The following is a 19,017-nucleotide window of genomic DNA, read 5'->3' as shown; positions in this document are numbered from 1 at the left end:
CCCGCAGTGCGGGCGGACCCCCGCCGCTCCGGAAAGCGGCGGGAGTCACGAGAGGGTCAGGCCCGGAGAGCGGGTCAGCCATGGAACTGGTTCTCCGGGACCGGGAGCCCGTAGTGTTCGCGCAGGGTCGTGCCCTCGTACTCCTCGCGGAACAGGCCCTTGCCGCGCAGGATGGGCAGCACATGCTCGACGAAGGCCGCGAGGCCCGACGGCAGGGCCGGAGCCATGATGTTGAAGCCGTCCGCGGCACCACCCTCGAACCAGGCGATGATCGTGTCCGCGATCTGCTCGGGCGTGCCGACGAACTCGAAGTGACCGCGCCCGCCGCCGAGCCGGGAGATGATCTGCCGGACCGTCAGCTGCTCGCGCACGGCGAGATCGATGATCAGGTCGGAACGGCTCTGCGTGCCTTCCAGCTTGGGCCTGGCGAGGATGAAGTCCGGCAGCGGCTGGTCGAGTTGGAAGACCGACGGCTCGGTCTCGAACACGGCGGCCAGCTGGCGCAGCCCGTACTCCGGCACGCGCAGCTCGTCGAACTGCCGGGCGAGCGCCCGGGCTTCCTCCTCGGTCGAGCCGATGTACGGGACGATGCCGGGCAGGACGATCACACCGTCCGGGTCACGGCCCGCGGCCGTGGTCCGGGCCTTGATGTCGGCGTAGAAGGCGGCCGCGCGCTCGTACGTGGTGTGCGCGGTGAAGATGGCCTCGGCGTGGCGGGCCGCGAAGTCCTTGCCGTCCTCCGAGGAGCCGGCCTGGACGAGCAGCGGGTAACCCTGCGGCGGGCGCTCGACGTTGAGCGGGCCGGCCACCTTGAAGTAGGTGCCCTGGTGACCGAGCCGGTGCAGCCGCTCGGGATCGGCGTAGCGTCCGGTGGTCCTGTCCGCGACGACGGCCTCGGACTCCCAGCTGTCCCACAGCGCCTTGGCGACCTGCAGGAACTCGTCGGCCCTGGCGTAGCGTTCGGCGTGGCCGGGGCGGTTGTCGAGGCCGAAGTTGGCCGCCTCGTCGGCCCCTGCCGAGGTGACGATGTTCCAGCCTGCCCGGCCGCCGCTGACGTGGTCGACGGAGGCGAGCCGACGGGCGAGGTTGTACGGCTCGTTGTACGTCGAGGACACGGTCGCGATGAGGCCGATCCTGCTGGTCGCCTGGGACAACGCGGTCAGCAGGGTCAGCGGTTCGAGCTGGCCCGGCGGCCGGAACTCACCGGTGCCGATGAGGGCGGGGCCGTCCGCGAGGAACAGCGAGTCGAACTTGGCGCTCTCGGCGAGCTGTGCCAGCTCGATCCAGTGCTTCAGGTCGAAGTCCGCCCGGGGATTGCTGTGCGGGAGCCGCCACGCCGCCTCGTGGTGGCCCGCCTCCATGAGGAAGGCGTTGAGGTGGAGCCGCCGTCTCGCGCTCATGAGGTCACCTTCAGTTTGGAGCTGTCGTAGCCGGCCGGCAGGAGGTTGTCGGTGATCGACTTGACGTCGACCTTCTTGGTGATCTGACCGGCCTCCAGGAAGGCGTCGGCGAGCTTCTGCTCCAGCTCGATGTCCGACTGCTCCACCGGGGTCACCCGGTTCGAGTAGGCGGCCAGGGACGCCTTGGCGTCGGCCAGCGGGATGCCCTGCTCCTTCGAGAGAGCCTGCGCGTACTTGTCGGGGTTCTTGACGCCCCAGGCGAACTCCCGCGACAGCCTCTTCAGGACGTCAGTGAGAGCAGCTCGCCTGGTCTTGTCCTTCAGCGAGGTGTCACTGGCGACGTAGTAGCTGCTCGTCTGGTCGATCGGCGGGAGGCCCTTCACCAGGATCCGGGCGCCGTTCTTGACCGCGATCGCGGACTGCGGGTTCCAGATCGACCAGGCGTCCACCTTGCCCGTGTTGAACGCCGTCGCGCCGGCCGCCGGGTCGAGGAAGGTCAGCTTCACGTCCTTGGGGGTGAGGCCGACGCTCTTCAGCGCGTTCAGGGCCAGGCCATGGGCCGAACTGCCCTGCGGCACAGCGATCTTCTTGCCCTTGAGGTCGGCGGCCGTCTTCAGCGTCGAGCCCTTCGGCACGATGATGTTCTCCACCGCTTGGTCGGGCGTGAGGGAGCGGTTGACGGCAACGACCTTGAAGCCGTACTCCTTCGCGGCGCCGGTGATCGGTGGTACGTCGCCGACGCTGCCGAGGTCGATGTCGCCCGAGGCGGCGGCCTGCACGAGGGGCGGGCCGTAGGTGAAGCGGGCGAACTTCACCTTGTAGGGCGCGTTGTCGAACACGCCGGTCAGCTTCGCCAGCTCCTGGCTGCCGTCACCGCCGTTGTCACCGATGGTGAAGGTGTACTTGCTCCACTCGGGGTGCTTGGCGTCGCTCGCGTCGGCGGCGTTGCTCAGCGGCGCGGCCGTGTCCGACGACGACGATCCGCAGGCCGCGAGGGTACCCGCCAGGGCGAGCGAGCCGACGGCGCCGATGAGTCTGCTGGTCTTCTTACGCATGGGAAGTGATTGCTTTCTGTGCTGGGTGAGGGTTTTTTCGGGGGAAGGTCAGTGCTGGCCCGCGAGGCCGAGGTCGTCCAGGAGCCGGGCACGCAGTTCCTCGCGTGCGATGCTCCCTTCGCGGTCCGCGGCGGAGAGGCGGACCTCGCGCGAGGTGCCGATGCGGCCGTTGCTCATGACGACGATGCGGTCCGCCAGGGCGATCGCCTCGTCGACGTCGTGGGTGACGAGCAGCATGGCGGCCTGATGCCTGGTCCGCAGGGCGCGTACGAGGTCGTGCATGCGCAGCCGGGTGATGGCGTCGAGGGCCGCGAACGGCTCGTCGAGCAGGACGAGTTCGGGCTCCGAGACCAGGGCCCGCGCGAGCGACACCCGCTGGGCCTCGCCGCCGGAGAGCTCTGTGGGCCAAGCCCTCTCACGGCCGTCCAGGCCGACTTCGGCGAGCACCTCGCGGGCCCGCTGGTCCGCGTCGGGTCCGTGCAGGCCGAGCGTGACGTTGCGCAGTACCCGTTGCCACGGCAGGAGCCGGTCGGCCTGGAAGACGATCGCGCGCCGTGCCGGAACCTCCACCCGCCCGCCGTCGGGCCGGTCCAGGCCGGCGAGCAGCCGCAAGAGGGTGCTCTTGCCGCAGCCGGAGGGGCCCAGCAGGATCACCAGTTCCTGGTCGGCGATGGTGAGGTCGAGGTGGTCGAGCACCACCCGGTCACCGAACTTCCGGACCACCTGCTCGACGACGACGCCGGTCTGCCGGCGTGGCTCGGTCACTGCTGCGCTGCTCATGACGCCTCATAACTGGGTCGCCACCGCAGCAGCACCCGCTCGAGAACCCGGACGAACTGGTCGGCGAGCAGACCCAGGAGCGAGTAGATCACCAGCCCCACGAAGACCTGGTTGGTCTGCAGATACGTCTGCCCCTGAGTGATGAGGAAGCCAAGTCCCTTGTCCGCGTTGACCGTTTCCGCGGCCACCAGGCCCAGGACGCTGTACGCCAGGGAGAACCGCAGGCCGACCAGGAAACCCGGCAGGGCCCCGGGTACCAGCACCCGCGTCACCAGGCGCCAGGTGCCCGCGCCCGTCGTCCGCGCCATCTCGATCAGCCGCTGGTCGACGCCGCGGATCGCGGCGAACAGGTTGAGATACATCGGCACACCGGCGCCGAAGGAGATCAGCAGCACCTTGGTGAGTTCGTCGATGCCGAACCACACGATCATCAGCGGCAGCACCGCGAGGAGCGGGATGGTGTTGAGCACCTGCACGAGACCGTTGAACAGGTACTCGCCGCTGCGCAGCAGCCCACCGAGCACCCCGGTGATGATGCCGACCGTCAGCCCGATCGCGAGACCGATGCCGGCCCGCTGCAGCGAGATGGCCAGGTCCGGCCCGAGGACGCCCTGCTGCCACAGCTCGGCGGCGGACTTCACGATCGAGGTCGGCGCCGGAGCGTAGGTCTTCGACACCGCTCCGGCCCGGGCGAGCGCCTCCCAGGCGATGAGGATCACGACCGGGGTCGTGTAGATGCCCAGCGGCCACCGCAGGCGCTCGCGGAGCGCGGTGAGGGCGGTCGTACGGCGGCGGGCGTCGCGCGGCAGGAACACCTCGCGTTGCCGCGCGCTCGTCGTCTCGGCGGCCGGTTGCTTGGTGACGGCCAGGGCCGGGATGCGGACCTCGGTCATGCCGCCACCGACAGCACGCTGCTGTAGTGCGAGGCATCGCCGACGAGCTGCTCGCTGCGGCGGCCGTCGACACCGGACGGCACCTCTCCGGCGACCGTCACCCGGTTGAGGCGGCGCGGATGGTCGTCGTAGTTGTCCACCCCGTAGTGCTGGGTGATCCGGTTGTCGAAGATCAGCAGCTGGTTCGGGGACCAGGCCCAGCGCAGGATGTTCTCCGGACGCGTCACGTACGACTGGAGAAGGCGCAGCAGATCGGCCGAGTCGCCGCTCGGCAGGCCGACGATCCGCTTGGCGAACCCGCCGATGAACAGCCCGCGTTCGCCCGTCAGCGGATGCACCCGTACGACCGGGTGCTCCGCTTCGTACGGCGTCGACACGAACGCCCGGTCGTACTCCTGGCGCTGTGCCGTCGTGGCCGCGGGGCGGGCGTAGTCGTACTGGTTGGTGTGCACGACGCGCAGCGTGTCCGCGAGGGCGCGCAGTGGTGCGGGCAGGTCGCGGTAGGCCGCGGCGGCGCTGGCGATGAGTGTCTCTCCGCCGTACGGCGTGGTCACGATGGAGCGGAGCGTGGTGAGTTGCGGCGGGTTGATCACGAAGGTGACGTCCGTGTGCCACTCGTTGGCCTTGGATGTCTCGCTGTCCACGGCGAGCACGTTCGTCGTGCCGTCGGCTGCGGGCACGTTGGGGTGGGCGGTGGTGAGTTCGCCGAACCACCGGGCCACGCGCTCCTGGCCGGCGTTGTCGAGGTCGACGTGATCGAAGACGATTGCCTTGTGTTCGTTGAGGGTGTCACGGAGCGCCGTGACCGTCGAGATGTCTGGGGTCGCCGTGAGGTCGACGCCCTCAACGACCGCGCCGATGCGGGCGGTGAGTTTACGGATGGACACGGGCATGAGGGAGTCCTTCTGGGGAGGAAGCGGGCGCGCGGCTGAGAGCTGGGTGCTCCGTGCGGGGAGCAGAGAGCGGGGAGCGGGGAGCGTGCGTGAACGGCCGACTCGCGGGCCGATCGACGGGAGATCGGGCAGTCGGTGCGAGGGCGACGCAGGGGAGAGCGAACCTCAGCCCGTGCGGAGAGCGCGGAGAGGTCAGGCCGGAGGAACGGTCGCTCAGGAGGTGAACACGGCTGTCCCACAGGACGGCGCTGCGTTACGGGCGGTCTCTTACCGCCTCCGCAGGACGCGCACCGTCGGTGCGCACCGGTTGCCGCCGGGGACCACTTACCGGGTCAGCGACAACAAAACGCGCTGGAGACGTGCGCCAGGTCGATGTGGCGCCGCCGAGTGAGGTCCACGCGCGGGTTCATGGCACGGGAGTTCAGCAGACGTGCACCACGTGGGTCAATAACTTTCCGGACAGGTCTCGCATCGCGGACACGGACCGGTGTGGACGCCGCGGGCAGCCGTCCTCGCCTTTCACGCGCATGTCAGGGGCGAACGTCTGCGCGCCCACGACGTCCGCCCCGGCGACACCGTCTTCGTCACCGGGGCGGCCGGCGCGGTGAAGACGCCGGCCGGACCGGTCGCCGGACTGCCGGGCGCCAGCAAGGTCTCCGGCCTGCGCGGAGCGGCTGAGCACCGAACTCGGCTACGACTCGGTGCCGGTGTCCGACAGCCAATCCCCCACACTCACCAAACGGTTGGGCACAGCGACGCGCCGCTGTGCCCGCTTCGCGCTCGTCGGCGCGCTGTCCGCCCAGCTGTCGGCAGGCCCTTCAGAGCGACTTGCCGGGGTTGAGAATGCCCCGCGGGTCGAACGCCTCCCTGAGTCTGCGCTGCACCGCGTGTGCCGCGGGGCCCAGTTCGTCCGCCACCCATTGCCGCTTGAGCACCCCCACACCGTGCTCACCGGTGAGCGTGCCGCCCAGCCGCAGGGCCAGCGCGAAGATCTCGCCCGCCGCCTCCCATGCCGCGTCCGGCAGACCCGGCAGCGCCGGGTCCACGACGATGATCGGGTGGAGGTTCCCGTCCGCCGCGTGCGCGATGGTGAAGACCGGCACGTCATGACGTACGGAAATGGCCCGGATCTCCGAGGCCGCCTCCGCGAGCCGGGAGCGGGGCACCACGATGTCCTCGATCAGCGGCCGGCCGAGGCGTTCCAGCGCGGGCAGCGCCAGTCGGCGGGCGGCGAGGAGCGCTTCGGCCTCGGCGGGATCCGTGGTCGTTTCCACGCTTGCCGCCAGCGGCTTCAGCAGCCGAGCGACCGACGCCGCCTCGGCGGCCGCGCCCGCGCCGTCGCACTGGACGAGCAGCAGGGCCGCGCCCCGCTCCCGCAGCGCCGGGTCGATCGCCTGGAGCACCGGCCCGTCGACGAGTTCCGCGAGCGCGGGCTCGACGCCGGCGCGGGTGATGACGTACGACGCCTCGGCCGCCCGCTCGAACGAGGAGAAGTACGCGGCGAGCGTGGCCGTCGCCACCGGGATCGGGCGCAGCCGCAGGGTGGCCGACGTGATCACCGCCAGGGTGCCCTCCGAGCCGGTGAGCAGGGCGGTCAGGTCGTAGCCGGTGACTCCCTTGACGGTCCGGCGCCCGGTTCGCAGCACGGTGCCGTCGGCCAGCACCGCCTCCAGGCCGAGCACGCTGTCCCGGGTCACCCCGTACTTCGCGCAGCGCAGACCGCCCGCGTTCGTGGCGATGTTCCCGCCGATCGTGGACAGGGCCGCGCTCGCCGGATCGGGCGCGTACCGCAGCCCGTGCGCGGCGGCGGCGCGGTCCAGGTCGGCGGTGATCACGCCGGGTTCGACGACGGCGAGCTGGTCGTCCGCCGAGAGTTCGAGCACCCGGTTCATCCCGGACAGGTCCAGGACGAGCGAGCCCTCGCCCGCCGCGGCTCCGCCTGACAGACCGGTGCCCGCACCGCGCGGCACCACCGGCACTCGCAGGGCGTGCGCGTGCCGGAGCGTGACGGTCACGTCCTCGGTGCGCCGGGCATGCACGACGGCCAGTGGACTGCCCACGGGCCGGGTGCCGGAGCGGTCGGTGGCGTACGGGGCGAGCGCCGCCCGGTCCGTGGTCAGCCGGTCGGGGGCCAGGTCACGGGCCAGGAGGCCCAGGAGCTGCGCGGGCGCGGTCGTAGCGGGTGCGGTCACGGGTTGTGGTCCTTCGTCGCGCCGGTGGTCACAGGTTGCGTGCCTTCCGTACGTGCGGTGACGGGTTCAGTGCCTTCGTTCCGATCGCCAGCAGGGAGATGTCCTCCTGAGGTGCGTGCACGGGGCCGCACTGGATGTCGCGGAAGTGCCGCTCCAGGGGGTTGCCGCGCGCCAGGCCCGGATTGCCGAGCAGCCGGACCGCCAGCTCCACGGCCCGTACGCCGTGCCGGTCGGCCAGCACCCGGGCGCCCAAGGCCTGTTCGGGCGTGTACGCGGTGTCGCCGGCGTCGATGCGGGCGGCTCCGCCGAACACCAGCTCTTCGGCGGCGGCGAGCAGCGCCTCGATCTCCCCGGCGGTCCGCCGGAAACGCTCCGTACGGGCCACCGGATGACCGAGGTTGGCGGGCACCCGCTCGTGGGCGAAGGTGTGGAAGAAGGACTGCGCGGCCCGTGCGACCCCCAAGTAGAGCGCGGCGAGCGGGAGATGGAGGGAGGCGCCGGCCCTGTTGTCCTGCTCGGCCGCCGGACCGTACGCGGTGAGCCCGATGACCTGCTCGCACGGGACGTGCACCTCCCGGAAGGTCACCGTGTGACTGCCGCTGGCCCGCAGCCCCAACTGGTCCCAGCGGTCGGTGATCTCGATACCGGGAGAGCCGCCCGGAACCAGGAACGTGCCCACCCGTGGCTCCAACTCGTCGGTGGTGGCCCACACCAGGAACCAGGCGAGCCCCTCCGCACCCGTCACGAACCGCTTGGTGCCGCTGACCGACCAGCCGTCGGGGGTACGCCGGGCGCGTGTGACGGGTAGTCCGCCTCGTGCCGGGGAGCCCAACTCGGGCTCCACACGGGCGTGGTTGACGAGCGTGGGACGCTCCTCGGACTCCTTGAGCAGGCGCGCGTACAGCTCTTCCGGCCAGTGCGGCTGGGCCGCCTGTCTGCTGTGCGTGGTGAGGGTCATCGCGGCGATCAGGGCGACCGAGGGGTCACCCTGCCCCAGGGTGTGCAGAATGCGGGCGGTCTCCTCGACGCCGGCGCCCGGGCCGCCGTACCGCTCGCCGACGGTGGCGGTGAGGAGCCCTGCCTCGTGTACGGCTTGGAGGGAGGCGGCGGGAAAGGCGCCGGACCGGTCGTAGTCGGGGGCCAGTTGCGCGAGGCGGGCTGTCAGGTCCGTGGTCACAGCGCCTTCCTCAGGTCGGTGTTCAGCTCGCGGCTCCAGAAGGACTTGACGTCCAGGGGCGACTTCAGCGCGCCGAGTTCGGCGAAGACGTCGGCGACCTTCTGCTGCGAGGCGATCGTGTCGTCCCCGACGGTGCGGGCCTGCGTCGGCCGCTGCGCCTGCTGGGCGCGGAAGTCCTTCTCCGCCTGGGCCAGGGGCTGGTGAGTGGTGGTGGCGATCACCTTCGCGAACGCGTTCTGCCGGCCGTCACGGACGTACGCGTACGCCTTGGTGATCCGGGCGATCAGATCGGCGGTGGCCGCCCGCTGCCCCGCGCTCTTGAGGACACTGTCCCGCGCGCTCCACAGGAAGTTGCCGGACAGGATGTCCTTGCCCGAGCCGATCGTCTGGGCGCCCTGCTGGTGGGCGGTGATGATCGAGGTGCCGTAGGAGGCGAAGGCGTCGATGCTTCCGCCGCTGAGGGCGGCGAGACCGTCGTTGGGCAGTAGCGGCTTGGCGTCGACATCGGACCACTTCAGGCCCGCCTGCTTCAGCAGCTCGTACAGGAAGTAGTGGGCGGTCGTGTTCTGGACGTAGCCGACTCTCTTGCCCTTCAGGCCCGCGATGTCGGTCACCTCGGAGCCCTTGGGGACGACGACCTCCTGGTTCAGGGTCGAGCCGCGCTGCACGGCGACGACCTTGAAGTTGGGCCTGCCGTCGGCTGCCGCGAAGATCGGCGGGATCTCGCTGGACGAGGCCACGTCGAGGGCTCCGGCACGGATGGCCTGGAACTGCTGGTCACCGCCCTGGAACTGGCTCCACTTGACCTTGTACGGGGTGTCGTCGAGGTGCGCGAACTTGAGGATGGCCTCCTCGACCTTCCAGCCGGTGGCGCCGACGCGCAGGGTCACCGAGGACTCGTCGGACGCGGACGTGGCCGTCGCGTTGCCTCCGCAGGCCGCCGCGAACGGCAGCAGGAGGGCGAGGGCGGCGGCGGACGCGCGCAGGGAACGGCGGAACAACACGGCATCTCCATGAGGGTCTTCGCAAACGGGTGTGGTGTGGACGGGGATCCAGGCCGATTGGGTCAGGCGGCCTGGGAGGCGGCGGCTCGGTGGGCGAGTTCCTGCCGGACCAGCGGGACGACGTAACGGGCGTAGTCGATCGCGTCGTTGAGCGGGTCGTAGCCGCGGATCGACAGCAGGTCGCAGCCGATGTCGACATAGTCGAGCAGTGCCTTGGCGACCGTCTCGGGAGAGCCGACCAGGGCGGTCGAGGCACCTGCGGCATTCGTGGCGACCGCTGGGGCGGTCCACAGGCAGCGGTCCTGGACCTCGCCGCGCTCCGCGATGTCGAGCAACCGCTGCGATCCGACGTTCGCCGGGCGCCCGGTGGTCCGGTAGTGGCGCAGCAGCTCGGTGTTCTTCGCCTGGTCCTTCAGCACACCCAGCGTCCGGTGCGCCTTCTCCCAGGCCAGTTCGTCGGTGGGCGCGATGATCGGACGGAACGACACCCAGATACGGGGGTGGGGACGTCCGGCGGCGTCCGCGACCGCGTTGACGGCGGCGATCTGCTCGGCGGTCTCCTTCAGCGGCTCCCCCCACAGCCCGAAGATGTCGCCCTGCTGACCACCGACCCGGTAGGCGTCCTGTGAGGAGCCGCCCACGGAGACGGGGATGAGCCCGCCCACCGGTTTCACGTCGGAGTAGTAGCCCTCGAACCTGAAGTACTTGCCCTCGTGCGAGACGGGCCCCTCGGCCGTCCACACCTTCCGCAGGATCTGGATGTACTCGTCCGAACGCTCGTACCGCTCGCTCTTGTTGAGGTAGTCGCCCTCCCGGCGCTGCTCCTCGTCGCTGCCGCCGGAGATGATGTGCAGCGACAGCCGGCCGTCGCTGATCCGGTCGAGGGTCGCGAGGGCGCGGGCGGCGTGCGTGGGGAAGACGACGCCGGGTCGGTGCGCCAGGATCGGCCGGACGCGCTCGGTGTGGGTGGCGACGAACTGGGCGACCTGGAAGGCGTCCGGCGAGGCGGAGTGGTAGGCGACCAGGGTGTGGTCGAAGCCGCCGTCGTCCAGGGCACGGGCGTACCTGCGCAGGTAGTCGGGGTCGAAGCCGGTCCGGCTCGCCGCGGCCGGGCCCAAGGCCCCCGAATCGGTGTGGACGGCGCTGATGAACTCGACGGGCATGGTGAACTTCCCTTCTCGGGACGTCAGTTGACTTCCGCGTAGGTCACTTGAGGACGGAGGTGTCGGCGGACTTGGCCACGTCGACATTCGGCTCCAGGACACCGATGCCGTTCATGAGGTCGGCCACCCCCTGGACGGTCCTGTTCACGTCGGAGTCGATCGGCAGAACCTGGCTGTACGCGGCCGAGGCGAGCGTCTTCGCGACGGAGGCGTCGGCGCCGTTGCGCTGCTCGATGGCCTTGGCGTACGCGTCCTGGTGCGTGCTCGTCCACTTCAGGGCCGTACCGAGGCGGCGCAGGAAGTCACCGAGGGCGGCCTTCTTCTGCTGGTCCGCGAGAGTCTTGTCGGAGGCGCCGATGAAGCCGTAGCCGCTGACGCGCCCGTCGGCGCCGTCGACGAGGAGCCTGCCGCCCTGCTCCAGACCGACGGCCTGGTAGACGCCGAAGGTCGCCCAGATCTTGACCTTCCCCGAGGCGAACGCGGCCTGGGCGTCGGTCGGCAGCAGGTACTGGACCTTCACGTCCGAGTAGGTGAGGCCGTTCTGCTTCAGAGCGTTGGCGAGCAGGTACTCGGCGACACTGCCCTTCGCCGAGGACACCACGACCTTCTGTCCCTTGAGGTCCTTGACGCTGTCGATGCCGGAGTCCTTGCGCACGACGATCCCGACGTGCCTGCCGTCGTTCTTGAGCGCGGCGACGTTCTTGAACTTCACCCCGCCGCTGAGCGCCTGGAGGGCCGGCAGGTCGGCGGAGTACCCGGTGTCGGCGGCGCCCGCCTGAACGGCCTGGTAGAGCGGGGCCGCGCCCTCGAACTCCGCCCACTTCACCTTGTACGCGGCGCCCTTCAGCGCGCCGGAGGCGGCGACGATCGTCTGGAGGGTCTTGGCCTGGTCGCCGATGGTGAGGGTGACCTCGTCCTGGCTCGTGGCGGTGTCGGCGGAGGAGTCGGCGCCGCACGCCGTCAGCGCCAGGAGGGCGGCGAGGCTGAGTCCGGTGGCGGTGAGGGTGCGTATCACGAGAGGGTCCCTTCAAGGGCCTTGGCATCGGCCGGGGTGCTGGTGGGGGTGTTGGTGGGGGTGACGCCGAGCCAGCCGAGGAGCCGGGCGCGCAGGGCGACGAACTCGGGGGCGGTGAGGTCGCGGGGACGCGGCAGGCCGACGGTCAGGTCGTGGGCGATGCGGCCCTCGTCCATGACCAGGACGCGGTCGGCGAGCAGCAGCGCCTCCTCCACGTCGTGGGTGACGAGGAGGATCGCGCAGCCGTGCCGCTGCCACAGTTCGGCGACCAGTTGCTGCGCCCTGCCCCGGGTGAGTGCGTCGAGGGCTCCGAACGGCTCGTCCAGGAGCAGGAGTTCGGGCTCGCGGACCAGGGCGCGGGCCAGCGAGACCCGCTGGGCCTGGCCGCCGGAGAGGGTCTTGGGCCAGACTCCGGCCCGGTCCGCGATACCGACCTCCTCCAGCGCCTTCTCGGCGCGCGAGCGGTCGGGGCGGCCGGGCAGACCGAGGACCACGTTGCGCCACACCTTCAGCCAGGGCAGCAGCCGCGGCGACTGGAAGGCCGCGCTGCGGCGCGCGGGTACGGTGACCTCGCCGCCGATCTCCTCGTCGAGCCCGGCGAGGATCCGCAGCAGCGTCGACTTGCCGCAGCCGCTGTGCCCGAGGAGGGCCACGAACTCGCCCTCACGGAGGTCGAGATCGAGGTCGTGCAGGACGGTGTTGCCGTCGAAGGACCGTGACAGACCGCGGATTTCCACACTGTTGGTCATGTTCCTATGCCTCACCCTCGAAGTTGGCCCGCCAGGTCAGCAGACGGCGTGACAGGACGCGTACGGCGAAGTCGCAGGCGAGACCGAGCAGCGCGTAGACGGCGAGGCAGAGCACGATGACGTCGGTGCGGAAGTACTGCTGGGCGTTGCTCATCAGATAGCCCAGGCCCGCGTCGGCGTTGATCTGCTCGGCGAAGACGAGGGCGAGCCAGGCGGTGGACAGGGCGTACCGGAGTCCCACGAGGGCCCCGGGCAGCGCGCTCGGCAGGATGACGTACCGGATCAGGCCCAGCCGTCCGAGCCCCATCATCCGTGCGGCTTCGACGAGTTGGGAGTCGGTGGAGCGGATGCCGCCGTAGATGTTGAAGTACAGCGGATAGGTGACACCGAGCGCGACCAGCGCGATCTTCGGGGTCTCCTCGATGCCGAACCACACGATGAACAGCGGGATCAGCCCCACCCAGGGGATCGCCCGGAACATGCCCATCGAGGAGTCGATGACGTCCTCGCCGAGCCGGAACAGTCCGGCCAGCAGGGACAGGCTCAGGGCGACGCTCGCCCCGATGAGGAAGCCGATGGCCGCCCGGCGACCCGACGCGGCGATGGCGCTGGGCAGTTCGCCGTTCCGGGTCAGCTCGACGGCCTGCTTCAGGACGTCCACGGGGGACGCGAGTACCGATTCCGGGAGCACGCCGGTGGCCGAGGTCAGGAACCAGAGCAGGACCAGACCGACGGGTCCGGACGTCCGGCGCACGGAGCGGGGCACCCGGAAGCGGCGGGTGGTGCGGGCGCTGCCCCGGATGGTGACCCGGGCGGTCGGCGGCGCCTCGTCGGTCAGGGGGTGGGGGCGCGGCAAGGTTCGGGTGTCTGCCGCGTCGAGCGGATTCGTCGTCATGTGCGGGATTCCTCTCGCGTTCGCCTCAGGACGGCAGCGGACCGGTCGCGGCCGGGCGGGCGGGGTCGGCGGACCAGGCGGACCAGGAGCCGGGGAAGAGCGTCGCCTCGAAGCCGGCGAGGGCGAGCGCGGCGATCTGGTGGGCGGCGGTGACGCCGGAACCGCAGTACACGCCGATCCGGGACCCGGCTCCGGCGCCGAGCTCCTCGAACCGCTTGCGCAGCACCTCGGGCGGCAGGAACGTCCCGTCCGCGGCGAGGTTCTCCCCCGTCGGCGCCGAGATCGCGCCCGGGATGTGCCCCGCCCGCGGGTCCGCGGGCTCCACCTCGCCCCGGTACCGCTCGGCGGCACGGGCATCCAACAGCAGCCCATAGGCGGCGAGTTCGGCTGCGCCGTCGGCGTCGGTGACCGGCAGACCGCCCGGCTTCAGTACGACGTCGCCCGGCGCGGGAGCAGCCGGCACTCCGGTCTCCAACGGCAGGCCCGCCGCCCGCCAGGCACCCAACGCCCCGTCCAGCAAGGTCACGTGGGTGACTCCGGCGTACCGCAGGAGCCACCAGGCACGGGCCGCCGCCGTGTTGCCCAGATCGTCGTACACGACGACCGGTTGCCCGGTGTGAAGGCCCCATCGGCGGGCCGCGGTCTGCAACTCAGCCAGGTCGGGCAGCGGATGACGGCCCTCCTGCGGGCTCGGTGCCCCGGCCAGTTCGGTGTCCAGGTCGGCGTACACCGCGCCCGGGATGTGCCCGTCGGCGTAGTGATCGCGGCCGTGCGGGTCACCGAGCGCCCAGCGGACGTCGAGCACCACCGGCGGCCGGTCCGAGGCGAGCAGCTCGCGCAGCTCGGTGACGGTCGTCGTCACGCGGGCGCTCATACGAGACCCTCCGCGATCGCGGGCAGCTGGGGCGAGAGGCGCAGCCGCTCCAGGAAGAGCACGACCGTGGCCGCGGCGGTGCGGTGCAGCGCGTCGTTGAGGACGTCGTGCCGACCGCCGTTGAAGGTCACCACCCGTACGCCCGGATGGCCCTCGTAGGCACTGAGCGCCCGGACGAGCGGGCTGACCACGTCGTCGGTGCCGTGCAGGGCCAGTACCGGAACGCCCGCGAGATCCAGGCGCAGTTCCGGCGCTACAGCGGTCTCGTCGAGCGCGCCACGCCGAAAGCGGGGGTCGTTGGTGAGGTGCCCCTGGTGGGTGGGGCAGGCGGTGCGTGCCTCGACCTCCTTCTCCCAACTTCCTGATGCCCAGGGGCCGGTGGGCAGACCGGACAGGATCAGGGCGTCGACGCCCGCGGGCTGCTCGGCGGCGAGAGAAGCGGCGTGAAGGGCGCCCGTGTCCGAACCGACGAGCACCTTGGGGCCGGGCAGTGACTCGTCGGCGAGGAGCTTGGCCGCCTCGTCGAGCACGGAGGGATCCGCGGAGGCGTCGCCGAGGGCGCGCACCCGGTAGGCGTCGAAGGCGAGACGGCGGCCGAACCGCTCGTACACGCCCCCGTGTTCGCCCCGCCCGGCCAGCACGATGAGCGTGCCGCGCGCGGTGAGGCCCTCGGGCTCGTCCCAGGAGGAGGTGGTCGAGGAGGAAGGAGAGGAGGGCATGGGGAAGCAACTCCCGTTTCGGGGCAGGGGGAAGGGGCGCGTGAACAGCAGGAACAGATGCCGACACGTGTCAGGACAGGCGGGAGGTGATCAGCTCAGGCCAGGCGTGAGCGCCGGCGCGGAGAACGGGAACGCCGGTGCGCGGCGGAGATCAACGACAGCGCGCGCTGCACGCCACGCCGAAGTCGATGACTCGGCGCTGCGTCAGAGGGGCAGCGGAAGCGGTCGTGGGAACCATGGGTTCATCATGACCGGCGCGGACGGATCACGTCCAACGACGATTCCGCATCGAAACCGATCAGCAATCGCGATCGATGCCGGACAGCGGCTACGGTCGCCGTATGCCCCAACCTGTCCTCGACATCGTGGCCCTGCGCAGCCTGACCGCGATAGCCGACTGCGGCGGCTTCCACCGCGCGGCCCGCTCTCTCGCGCTCAGCCAGTCCGCGGTGAGCCAGCATGTACGCCGGCTGGAGAAGACGCTCGGGGGCCCGGTCGTCGAGCGTGAGGGCCGCGGCATGCGGTTCACCCCCCAGGGTCGCCTTCTCGTCGAGCAGGCTCGGCGCATCCTCGCCGTCCACGACGAGGCGGTGCGCGCACTGCTCGACGTCGACGGCGACACCGTCACGATCGGATCCACCGAGCACGCCGCCGACCAGTTCCTGCCCCGCCTCACCGCGGCCGTCCAGGAGGTGCGGCCCGGCTGCCGGGTGCGGTTCCGCATCGACCGCTCGGCACGCCTGGTCGAGGCCGTGGAGCGCGGGAGCGTGGACGTCGCGGTGTACGTGACGGAGGCCGCGGCCACCGAGGGCACTCCGGTCGGCGGCCTTCCCCTGCTCTGGCACGCCACGCCCGGCTGGGAGCCGCCGACCGCGCCGGCACCCTTGCCGCTGGTCGCCATCGAGGACCCCTGCGCGATCCGCCGCCGCGCCATAGCGACACTTGCCGCGCACGGGGTGCAGGCCACGGTCGTCGGCGACGCGGGCTATCTCGCCGGCGTCCTCGACATCGCCCGCACGGGCCAGGGCGTGGCCCTGCTCGCCGCGGTCGGCCCGGCACCGGACGGGCTGACCCCCTACGAGGGGCTGCCCCCGGTCACCCCCATCCCCATGAGTGCGCTGGCCCGTCCGGGGGCGGATCCGGCGACGGTGACGGCGGCGTTCGACGCGATACGGGGACTGTTGCGCTGAGGTGAGCCCGAGGCTGCCGCAGTAGCCTGCCCGGAGTCACGGTGCGACGGGGTGAACCGCGCCGGGATCGGTGGAGGCTTCGGACTGGCCCCAGGTGCAGTGCCCGCACTGTCGGTTGTGAGAGATCTCCAGGCCGCACCACGGCAGCCACCGTTGCAGCCGATCTCCCGCACCGCGGCGGGCCGCCGAGCACGAGACGGTTCAGATAGGCGCTCCTTGGTCCCGAGTCATCGGAACTCGACGCGCCGGAGATCGGTCGGAGCGGCGTGACGAAGCCACCTCGGCGCCCTGCCGGCTTGAGGCAGCCCGCGCTACCGGGTGATGCAGGCGAGGTTGGCCGATGAAGCGGTATCGCGTGGCCGTGGCAGCGGTGGGCGCCCTGACCGCCAAGCAGGCGGTGTCACCCACATCCCCAGGCAGCGAAGCAACTCCGTGGAGCTGACGCAATTTTCTGGGTTGTGCGCGGAATCCACTTCGGCAGCAGTGGCGGAATACGTCCCCGTCATCCGCTTCACCCGGCACCACACGTCTCAGGAGTGAACTGCCATGACCCGCACAGCACTTGTCACTGCCGGCTCCACCGCGGCCGCCCTGCTGATCGCAGTCCCCATCGCCTCAGCCACCCCCGACACCGTCCACGTCAAGGCTGGCCACACCTCCGTGACGGTGGCACCGGCGATCGCCAAGGCACTGCTGTCCAACGGCATCGCCCCCATCGTCACCCGCCCGGGCAAGCCCAGCCTGACCTTCGTCGACGGCCGGCCCACCCTCAAGGCCACCTACCCGATCACCGGCGGCTCCCTGACCACCAGCCCTCTCGGCGGAAACATCAAGCACAGCGGCGGCCTGAAGTTCACCAACGTCTTCAACGGCCGCTCCCTGGAGGTCAAGAACTTCACCATCGACCTGACCAAGGGACGGCTGACCGGTCTCGTCGCCGGCACCAAGACCCGCGTCCCCGTCTTCAAGCTGGACCTGTCCACCGCCCACGTGAAGCTCGGCAAGCACAGGGCCGACGCCACCAACGTCACGCTCAAGCTCACCAAGGAAGCAGCCGGAGCACTCAACTCCACGCTCAAGACCAAGGTCTTCGCCGCCGGGCTGACCGTCGGAACGGCCAACACGCACCCCACCTTCTGACCCACTCGACGCACGTGACCGCAGGCGGTGCCGCCCCATGGCACCGCCTGCACCATTCGTGCGCGCAGGAGCGGAAACCTTCAGCGCCGACCGAGCACAGGCGGCAACGCCGCCGCGGGTTCTCCGTAGGCCTCGCAGAAAGAAAAGGCCGATCGGGTGAAACCATCTCCTCCGGACCGGCGGAATACGTCCCCACACAGACCGGAGAAGTCCCCGATCGGAAGGGAAACCCGCCATGACCAGTCGTGTTGTGGGCGCGACCGTGGCCGCCGGATTCGCCGTTGCGCTGTCCGTCACCGCCGGGTCACCAGCGCTGGCGCAGCAGCAGAACAGCGGTGATCAAGCATCGGTGTCGGTACTGCACGGCATACCGGGCCTGACGGTCGACGTCTACGCCGGAGACAAGGAACTGATCCCCGACTTCGAGCCCGGCACCCTGACGGACTCCATGAAGCTCGACGCGGGCTCCTACGACATCAAGATCTTCAAGGACGGCGAAGGCCCTGATGGCACGCCGGCCATCGAGAAGACGGTCGACGTCCCCGCAGGAGTCAGTGCCACCCTGGTCGCACACCTGACGGCCGAGGGCAAGCCTGCGCTGGACGCCTTCGTCAACGACGTGTCCAAGGTCCCCGCGGGCAAGGCCCGGCTGACTGTCCGTCATGTCGCTGCCGCACCCGCGGTCGACGTGCGCGCCGGCGGGACGCCGGTGTTCGAGGACCTCGTCAACCCCGAGGAGGCCAAGGGCGAGGTCGACGCAGGCACGGTGTCCGCCGACGTCGTACTGGCCGGGACCGACACCGTGGCGATCGGTCCGGCCGATCTCGACCTGGCCGAGGGCACCAACACGGTGGTGTACGCCTGGGGCAGCGCCGACGACAAGAACCTTCAGCTGAAGACGCAGAGCCTCACCGGCATGCACTCGGCGCCAGGCGGTGTTCCGGCCGGCGAGACCGGTGCGGCCGAGGCCGCGACCCACAACGAGAGCATCCCCCTCGGCGCCCTCTCCTTGGGCGCGGTGTCCGCACTGGGCGCCGCGGGACTGCTCTATCGGCTGCGGTCCTCGGCTCGCTAGAGCACTCGTCCAGTCGGGGTGCTGTCAGCGCCGGCCGGCAGCACCCCGCCGTCGTTCGCCGTGAAGAGGTCGTACTGCATGAGCAAACCCTCGCCACGCCATCTGATGCACACCGGGTTGGTCTTCGCGCTGTTGGGGCTCGCTGTCTCCGCGTTGATGATCACCGGCACCTGGCCCGGACGGTCCGGGGCCGGTAGCCAGGACTTCGGTCCCCTGGCGGGCAGCAGCAGCTCGCCGGCCGGCCTCGGGAAGGTGACACCGCCACCGTCCACACCTGCCGGGAACCTCAGCGTGCCGAGGACTGCGGCTCGGGTGCCCGAGCCGTCCTCGCTGTCACTGCCCCGACTCGACGTCCGTGCGGTGATCGAAGCGGTGGGGGTCTCGGCCGATGGACAGGCGGAGGTTCCGGAGGACCCGCAGCGGGTCGGCTGGTACCGCTTCTCCCCCGCACCGGGATCGGCCGAAGGATCGTCAGTCGTCGTGGGGCACGTCGATTCCGACGGTCGCGGCCTGGGCGTCCTGGTCGCTCTCCACGACGTCCGCCGGGGCGATCGCGTAGTCGTGGTCCGCAAGGACGGGAAAAAGGTCGCCTACCGGGTCACGTCACGCCGCACGGTGAGCAAGAAGGACCTGGCGGCTTCGGGAGCATTCCGCAGAGACGGGCCAGCGGTCCTGACCTTGATCACCTGTACTGGCCCCTATCGCCCCGACGAGGGCGGATATCAGAACAATCTGATCGTCACGGCCGTGGAGGCGCCAACGTGAGCACAATATGGGGCGGCTCACAGGTGCTAGCGGCTAGC

19 protein-coding genes are annotated in these 19,017 nt (G+C 70.7%); 4 read left to right on the top strand and 15 right to left on the bottom strand.

Going from position 1 to position 19,017, the window contains the following annotated elements; translation table 11 throughout:
- Positions 1-74: 74 nt before the first annotated feature.
- From ACFULQ_RS27925 to ACFULQ_RS27860, 14 genes are all read right to left on the bottom strand, one after another.
- Positions 75-1,400: an LLM class flavin-dependent oxidoreductase gene (locus ACFULQ_RS27925; RefSeq protein WP_383548765.1), complete on the bottom strand. Its 1,326-nt coding sequence runs from the start codon at positions 1,398-1,400 to the stop codon at positions 75-77.
- Positions 1,397-2,455, bottom strand: coding sequence for an aliphatic sulfonate ABC transporter substrate-binding protein (locus tag ACFULQ_RS27920; RefSeq protein ID WP_383548762.1), 1,059 nt, complete (start codon positions 2,453-2,455; stop codon positions 1,397-1,399). Before ACFULQ_RS27920 ends, ACFULQ_RS27925 begins: the two co-directional genes overlap by 4 nt.
- A gap of 48 nt (positions 2,456-2,503) precedes the next feature.
- Complete coding sequence (locus ACFULQ_RS27915) at positions 2,504-3,235, bottom strand: ABC transporter ATP-binding protein (RefSeq protein ID WP_383548760.1); 732 nt, start codon at positions 3,233-3,235, stop codon at positions 2,504-2,506.
- The gene (locus tag ACFULQ_RS27910; protein WP_383548757.1) at positions 3,232-4,128 is read right to left on the bottom strand and encodes an ABC transporter permease; all 897 of its coding nucleotides are present in this window, start codon (positions 4,126-4,128) and stop codon (positions 3,232-3,234) included. Before ACFULQ_RS27910 ends, ACFULQ_RS27915 begins: the two co-directional genes overlap by 4 nt.
- A complete protein-coding gene (locus tag ACFULQ_RS27905) occupies positions 4,125-5,021 on the bottom strand; it encodes a TauD/TfdA dioxygenase family protein (RefSeq protein WP_383548755.1) in 897 nt (298 codons plus the stop codon). Before ACFULQ_RS27905 ends, ACFULQ_RS27910 begins: the two co-directional genes overlap by 4 nt.
- An 818-nt stretch (positions 5,022-5,839) precedes the next feature.
- Complete coding sequence (locus ACFULQ_RS27900; protein WP_383548752.1) at positions 5,840-7,213, bottom strand: FAD-binding oxidoreductase; 1,374 nt, start codon at positions 7,211-7,213, stop codon at positions 5,840-5,842.
- Between the two features lie 28 nt (positions 7,214-7,241).
- Entirely contained in the window at positions 7,242-8,390 is a 1,149-nt protein-coding gene (locus ACFULQ_RS27895; protein ID WP_383548749.1) for an acyl-CoA dehydrogenase family protein, read from the bottom strand.
- Positions 8,387-9,394 (bottom strand): ABC transporter substrate-binding protein, encoded by a 1,008-nt coding sequence (locus ACFULQ_RS27890; protein ID WP_383548747.1) that lies wholly within the window; start codon positions 9,392-9,394, stop codon positions 8,387-8,389. The genes ACFULQ_RS27895 and ACFULQ_RS27890 overlap by 4 nt, the downstream gene beginning before the upstream one ends.
- A gap of 62 nt (positions 9,395-9,456) precedes the next feature.
- Positions 9,457-10,557: an LLM class flavin-dependent oxidoreductase gene (locus ACFULQ_RS27885; protein WP_383548744.1), complete on the bottom strand. Its 1,101-nt coding sequence runs from the start codon at positions 10,555-10,557 to the stop codon at positions 9,457-9,459.
- A gap of 43 nt (positions 10,558-10,600) precedes the next feature.
- Positions 10,601-11,572: an ABC transporter substrate-binding protein gene (locus tag ACFULQ_RS27880; protein ID WP_383548741.1), complete on the bottom strand. Its 972-nt coding sequence runs from the start codon at positions 11,570-11,572 to the stop codon at positions 10,601-10,603.
- A complete protein-coding gene (locus ACFULQ_RS27875) occupies positions 11,569-12,321 on the bottom strand; it encodes an ABC transporter ATP-binding protein (protein ID WP_383548739.1) in 753 nt (250 codons plus the stop codon). The genes ACFULQ_RS27880 and ACFULQ_RS27875 overlap by 4 nt, the downstream gene beginning before the upstream one ends.
- A 4-nt stretch (positions 12,322-12,325) precedes the next feature.
- Positions 12,326-13,216, bottom strand: a complete 891-nt coding sequence (locus ACFULQ_RS27870) for an ABC transporter permease (RefSeq protein ID WP_383548736.1) — start codon at positions 13,214-13,216, stop codon at positions 12,326-12,328.
- A gap of 25 nt (positions 13,217-13,241) precedes the next feature.
- Positions 13,242-14,090 carry a sulfurtransferase gene (locus ACFULQ_RS27865; RefSeq protein ID WP_383548734.1) on the bottom strand — a complete coding sequence of 283 codons (849 nt, stop codon included), beginning with the start codon at positions 14,088-14,090 and terminating at the stop codon, positions 13,242-13,244.
- Positions 14,087-14,809 carry an alpha/beta hydrolase gene (locus ACFULQ_RS27860; RefSeq protein WP_383548731.1) on the bottom strand — a complete coding sequence of 241 codons (723 nt, stop codon included), beginning with the start codon at positions 14,807-14,809 and terminating at the stop codon, positions 14,087-14,089. The genes ACFULQ_RS27865 and ACFULQ_RS27860 overlap by 4 nt, the downstream gene beginning before the upstream one ends.
- Before the next feature lie 341 nt (positions 14,810-15,150).
- On the opposite strand from ACFULQ_RS27860, the gene ACFULQ_RS27855 reads away from it, so the two are divergent.
- The 3 genes from ACFULQ_RS27855 (at position 15,151) to ACFULQ_RS27845 (ending at position 18,214) form a co-directional block, all read left to right on the top strand.
- Positions 15,151-15,999, top strand: a complete 849-nt coding sequence (locus ACFULQ_RS27855; RefSeq protein ID WP_383548729.1) for a LysR family transcriptional regulator — start codon at positions 15,151-15,153, stop codon at positions 15,997-15,999.
- 546 nt (positions 16,000-16,545) lie between these two features.
- Entirely contained in the window at positions 16,546-17,139 is a 594-nt protein-coding gene (locus ACFULQ_RS27850) for a hypothetical protein (RefSeq protein ID WP_383548727.1), read from the top strand.
- A gap of 235 nt (positions 17,140-17,374) precedes the next feature.
- Positions 17,375-18,214 carry a DUF4397 domain-containing protein gene (locus ACFULQ_RS27845; protein WP_383548724.1) on the top strand — a complete coding sequence of 280 codons (840 nt, stop codon included), beginning with the start codon at positions 17,375-17,377 and terminating at the stop codon, positions 18,212-18,214.
- On the opposite strand, the gene ACFULQ_RS27840 is transcribed toward ACFULQ_RS27845, so the two are convergent.
- On the bottom strand, positions 18,211-18,486 hold the full coding sequence (locus tag ACFULQ_RS27840; protein WP_383548721.1) for a hypothetical protein: 276 nt from the start codon (positions 18,484-18,486) through the stop codon (positions 18,211-18,213). The genes ACFULQ_RS27845 and ACFULQ_RS27840 overlap by 4 nt on opposite strands.
- A 40-nt stretch (positions 18,487-18,526) precedes the next feature.
- Here ACFULQ_RS27840 and ACFULQ_RS27835 point away from each other — a divergent pair, with 40 nt between their 5' ends.
- Positions 18,527-18,979, top strand: a complete 453-nt coding sequence (locus tag ACFULQ_RS27835; protein ID WP_383548718.1) for a class F sortase — start codon at positions 18,527-18,529, stop codon at positions 18,977-18,979.
- The last annotated feature ends 38 nt before the right edge of the window (positions 18,980-19,017 follow it).

Origin of the sequence: Streptomyces sp. NPDC057253 (genome assembly GCF_042669125.1) — a bacterium.
Classification (GTDB): domain Bacteria; phylum Actinomycetota; class Actinomycetes; order Streptomycetales; family Streptomycetaceae; genus Streptomyces.
This window is presented reverse-complemented; position numbering and strand designations above follow the sequence as displayed.

What these genes read in the sequence shown, in the direction of transcription:
- ACFULQ_RS27925 (WP_383548765.1), bottom strand. Translation starts at nt 1,400, where the DNA reads ATGAGCGCGAGACGGCGGCTCCACCTCAACGCCTTCCTCATGGAGGCG.
- ACFULQ_RS27920 (WP_383548762.1), bottom strand. Translation starts at nt 2,455, where the DNA reads ATGCGTAAGAAGACCAGCAGACTCATCGGCGCCGTCGGCTCGCTCGCC.
- ACFULQ_RS27915 (WP_383548760.1), bottom strand. Translation starts at nt 3,235, where the DNA reads ATGAGCAGCGCAGCAGTGACCGAGCCACGCCGGCAGACCGGCGTCGTC.
- ACFULQ_RS27910 (WP_383548757.1), bottom strand. Translation starts at nt 4,128, where the DNA reads ATGACCGAGGTCCGCATCCCGGCCCTGGCCGTCACCAAGCAACCGGCC.
- ACFULQ_RS27905 (WP_383548755.1), bottom strand. Translation starts at nt 5,021, where the DNA reads ATGCCCGTGTCCATCCGTAAACTCACCGCCCGCATCGGCGCGGTCGTT.
- ACFULQ_RS27885 (WP_383548744.1), bottom strand. Translation starts at nt 10,557, where the DNA reads ATGCCCGTCGAGTTCATCAGCGCCGTCCACACCGATTCGGGGGCCTTG.
- ACFULQ_RS27875 (WP_383548739.1), bottom strand. Translation starts at nt 12,321, where the DNA reads ATGACCAACAGTGTGGAAATCCGCGGTCTGTCACGGTCCTTCGACGGC.
- ACFULQ_RS27870 (WP_383548736.1), bottom strand. Translation starts at nt 13,216, where the DNA reads ATGACGACGAATCCGCTCGACGCGGCAGACACCCGAACCTTGCCGCGC.
- ACFULQ_RS27865 (WP_383548734.1), bottom strand. Translation starts at nt 14,090, where the DNA reads ATGAGCGCCCGCGTGACGACGACCGTCACCGAGCTGCGCGAGCTGCTC.
- ACFULQ_RS27860 (WP_383548731.1), bottom strand. Translation starts at nt 14,809, where the DNA reads ATGCCCTCCTCTCCTTCCTCCTCGACCACCTCCTCCTGGGACGAGCCC.
- ACFULQ_RS27855 (WP_383548729.1), top strand. Translation starts at nt 15,151, where the DNA reads ATGCCCCAACCTGTCCTCGACATCGTGGCCCTGCGCAGCCTGACCGCG.
- ACFULQ_RS27850 (WP_383548727.1), top strand. Translation starts at nt 16,546, where the DNA reads ATGACCCGCACAGCACTTGTCACTGCCGGCTCCACCGCGGCCGCCCTG.
- ACFULQ_RS27845 (WP_383548724.1), top strand. Translation starts at nt 17,375, where the DNA reads ATGACCAGTCGTGTTGTGGGCGCGACCGTGGCCGCCGGATTCGCCGTT.